Raw genomic sequence first — 1,752 nt, forward strand, 5'->3', positions numbered from 1 at the left:
AAACGCCTTATGAAATATTCTTTAATGTAGTGTTGCACTTAATTTGACAATTCAAGGATTAAATTGAGCTATATCTTTTAACTTACGCTCTTCCCATTCATCCGTGAATCCTTTAAATCGCAATTCTGGGACTTTCTTTTTAACTGAATCATCTATTTTCGCCATAGTCCCCACCATTTTCTTGGTTTTTCTTGTTCTTCTATCCTTTTTTGAACTTTGATTTGTTCCTGCAAATTTTCCAACTTCTCTTTAAGAGCGTTCACTTCATCTTTATATTGATTGTCTAAGTGTTTGAATTCTGTTTCCTGTGAGGGCATTTTGAGAACTTTTAATCTGTCGTTTTCTGCTTTGTATTCTTCGAGCAGTTGTTTGTCCTGTAAGGCCAATCTTTGTTGCTGATCTAGTAACTTATGTAACTCTTTCTTTTCAGATTGAATTTCTGATACTAAATTTCGAAGAAATTTCACTTCATCTTGTCCATCAACCGCATCTTTTTTATTGTCGTCAACATCATCTTTTTGTTGACGGTATCTTGTTGACGAATTGTTTGAGAACATTGCTTTAATAGCTTTTTGCCCATCAACATCAACGTAAACAGTATTGCCTTTTGTTGATGTAAATTGACGTAAATCGATTGACGCATCTCTTTTTATCTTTTGCCATATAGCCTGCTTTGAAACGCCCAATTCATCAGCAAGTTCTCTAATAGTTTTAGGCATGTTTTCCAAACTCCTTTCGGAGTTCAGCAAGCATTTCTTGTCTTGTCTGATCTCTTATTGTTTTATCATGCTCAATCTGTCGTTCGGCTAAAATCTGTTTTTCAGTTGAGCCTAGTGGTAGGCCTTTAACTTTATCGGTAGCACGCCATTTTTCTTGTTCTGTTAATTCACCATTATTCTGGATATTAAAAAGTTTTTGACGCTCATCTTGGAACTTACCTTGAGAAAAGTCGTTTGCGTCTTTTCTTTCAGGCTTCCAAGTAAAAGTATAACCAATCACTGGTTTCCCACGACCTTTACCATATTTTTTTCGTATAGTTAGGCCTCTAAACAAAGGGGTTAGTTCTTCCTTAATTGGGCGAATAACCCTAGATTCAACGTTCGCAGGCTTACTCCAATAGCTTTGTGGAATATCTAGTAGTTCAAAGAAATCATTTTTAGAAAAATAAGCATAACCAGTGGTTCGGAATTGTTTAAGGATACGAAAAGTTGTTTTTGCGTAACTACTCTTTAAATCTCGGAACTCTGTCAAAGCATAACGAACCCAACTTTCGAGATTATTTAGAAGTTTCAACGCTTTGGGATAAATTTGAATATCAACATAAGGAACGTCTGCAGATCCCTTAATTTCAAATCGAGTGAACATGACAAACATCTCTCTATCAAGACCATCTTTACTTCGAGAGCCAAATCTAAGACCTAGTATTTTTTGATATGTACTTTGTATGTCATCAATAAACCGACTATTTGCGGTTGGCTTATAGGCACTTAACTCTTTTAACTGATCAAAGGTAAATCTAACAGTATCATCACCTTTATCACGCATTCTAGAAACTACAGAAAAGAACAAGTTCATTTCTACAGGAGTAAACCTTCGCAAGGGGATTGTATTTAATTCAGGGTCATATTTGACTAATTCATTGCTCATAAAATAACCTCCTTGAATAATACTACATTATTTGAATACAGGAGTAAATAAATGTAGTCGATAAACAGACAAAATGTAGTCGATAAACAGACAAAATGTAGTCGA

At 34.8% G+C, this 1,752-nt stretch carries 2 protein-coding genes; both read right to left on the minus strand.

From position 1 onward, the window contains the following. Positions 1 to 152: 152 nt before the first annotated feature. Positions 153 to 719, minus strand: a complete 567-nt coding sequence (locus IV54_RS06285; RefSeq protein ID WP_014271904.1) for a helix-turn-helix domain-containing protein — start codon at positions 717 to 719, stop codon at positions 153 to 155. After that, the gene (locus IV54_RS06290; RefSeq protein WP_057878544.1) at positions 712 to 1,647 is read right to left on the minus strand and encodes a replication initiation protein; all 936 of its coding nucleotides are present in this window, start codon (positions 1,645 to 1,647) and stop codon (positions 712 to 714) included. Before IV54_RS06290 ends, IV54_RS06285 begins: the two co-directional genes overlap by 8 nt. Positions 1,648 to 1,752: the final 105 nt, after the last annotated feature.

The sequence above is a fragment of the Levilactobacillus paucivorans genome (assembly GCF_001437125.1).
GTDB lineage: Bacteria > Bacillota > Bacilli > Lactobacillales > Lactobacillaceae > Levilactobacillus > Levilactobacillus paucivorans.